This window comes from Lactobacillus helveticus DSM 20075 = CGMCC 1.1877 (genome assembly GCF_000160855.1).
GTDB lineage: Bacteria > Bacillota > Bacilli > Lactobacillales > Lactobacillaceae > Lactobacillus > Lactobacillus helveticus.
The window spans coordinates 123849-125599 of sequence record NZ_GG700753.1 but is presented as its reverse complement, the minus strand read 5'-3'; the positions used below and the strand labels follow the sequence as shown (position 1 = coordinate 125599).

Below are 1751 nucleotides of genomic sequence, written 5' to 3'. Positions count from 1 at the left end.
ATTGCTACAAAGGTAATGTTTTTTAATGTTGTTAACAGAAAAATAATAGAGTTATTCTAGCTAGTGTTATTCATCAGATATAACTTTAGCATATTTAGGGTTAGATCAAGAAACTCGTTAACACATTCTAGATACAATTGATTTTGGATAATAATACAACATGAAACTTATCTTTCAGTTTATAAAATTTTTAGCTTGTATAAAGTGACGTAATTAAGTACAATATTAAGTACAAAGAAGGTGAAGGAAATGACAGTAGCATTAACTCAAAGCGACTTTAGAGCGCACATTAAAAAATATTTAGATCAAGTAAACGATGATGATGAGACAGTTTATGTTGCCAGATCAAATAGTCGTAGTGTTGCAGTAATTTCTCAGGAAAAGATGTATTGGATGGAGAAAGCTATACAAGCAAAAGAAGATTCATTAGATTACGCTGTTGCTCGTGATCAATTAATTCGTAGAAATGTTTTGCCTGATGACCCAATTGTTGAATCCAATGATGATTATTGGGAGAAATTTAAATAATGTCAAAATTAGTATTTAGACCACGTGCAACATTTAATGCTGATATGAGACGTCTTGGAAAACTTGATCCAACAATAATTGATGACGTCAGAGTAGCTATCGAAGAATTACTCGAAACTGGTACGTTATCTGAAGAATATCGTGACCATCCTTTAAAAAGGCGACTAGCTGGTTATCGCGAATTTCATGTTAGAGATACCCCTAAAGGTGAGCAGCCTAACGATATAAATGATGTATTAGTCATTTGGTATATTGAACACAATAACTTAGTGGTAGTTGGTGTACGAGTAGGCTCTCACCAACGACTGTTTCCAGGTTTAAATAAGTCTAGAAAGTTTCGTAAATAGTGTAATTTAAAGCTTATCTATATAAATATGTCTTGTTTTCGCTAAATAGTTCTTTATGGCTCTAGTTCTGATTATTTGATTGACGGCACTCTTAAAGTCCCCAGAAATAAAGGGCTTGGCTACTTCGAGACGGCACGGAAGACGGCTTTAGCCGTCTGAAGCGTCGAGAATAGACTTGCCCCCGAAATGGATGGGGACTTTTTAATTTACCACTAAACAGTCATGGAGTACTTAGACTATTTAGTGTAGTAGTGCTAGCATTATTTTATCTTATTATTCTGTGAATATTTAAGCTTCTATTAAGCACGAGCCAATAATTTAAGTCATCAATCTTAGATAATATAAAATAGAGATAACGCACTATCATAGATATAGAGGTATGCAATGAAAGCACACGAAAAAGAATTTTTAGACAAAACGAAAGACTTAAAAAATAAATTCAATGAGATCAAAAATGATCCTTCCTTTATTTATAATCCTAAAAAGCCAGACGGGGCACATTTAATAAATGTTCGCTCAGTTGGAGAGGGCATGGTAGAGCATACTGAAATTATGAATGCAATTATTGTTCCTGAGTGGGCATTTAACGCTGAGTTTTTAGATGAAAAACATGAAACTGCTAAAATTCAGTTCGAAAATTATTATGCTGATAAAAATGAAAGTCTACCTCAAAATATGTGGCAGACTCCTGTAAAATTTGTATATGATTATTGCAGTTATGACTATACATTTGGTAGTTTTTCTGAAAAATTAGATAATTATTCAGAAGATTTTATTTCTTACGATGAAGCATTGGAAAAATTCCAAGCCTACCAAGAAGATATGATAAAATTAAATGAGCTGATTGCAGAAGCCGAAAATAAGAGAAAAAATCTT

3 protein-coding genes are annotated in these 1751 nt (G+C 32.7%); all 3 read left to right on the top strand.

Annotated elements, in window-relative coordinates; genetic code table 11:
• The first annotated feature begins 249 nt into the window (after window positions 1-249).
• Window positions 250-528 carry a type II toxin-antitoxin system Phd/YefM family antitoxin gene (locus HMPREF0518_RS04230; RefSeq protein ID WP_003628521.1) on the top strand — a complete coding sequence of 93 codons (279 nt, stop codon included), beginning with the start codon at window positions 250-252 and terminating at the stop codon, window positions 526-528.
• Complete coding sequence (locus HMPREF0518_RS04225) at window positions 528-875, top strand: type II toxin-antitoxin system YafQ family toxin (RefSeq protein WP_003626469.1); 348 nt, start codon at window positions 528-530, stop codon at window positions 873-875. Before HMPREF0518_RS04230 ends, HMPREF0518_RS04225 begins: the two co-directional genes overlap by 1 nt.
• Window positions 876-1259: 384 nt before the next feature.
• The coding region (locus tag HMPREF0518_RS10280) for a hypothetical protein (RefSeq protein WP_003626467.1) at window positions 1260-1751 on the top strand (492 nt) is incomplete at its 3' end.

What these genes read in the sequence shown, in the direction of transcription:
- HMPREF0518_RS04230 (WP_003628521.1), top strand. Translation starts at nt 250, where the DNA reads ATGACAGTAGCATTAACTCAAAGCGACTTTAGAGCGCACATTAAAAAA.
- HMPREF0518_RS04225 (WP_003626469.1), top strand. Translation starts at nt 528, where the DNA reads ATGTCAAAATTAGTATTTAGACCACGTGCAACATTTAATGCTGATATG.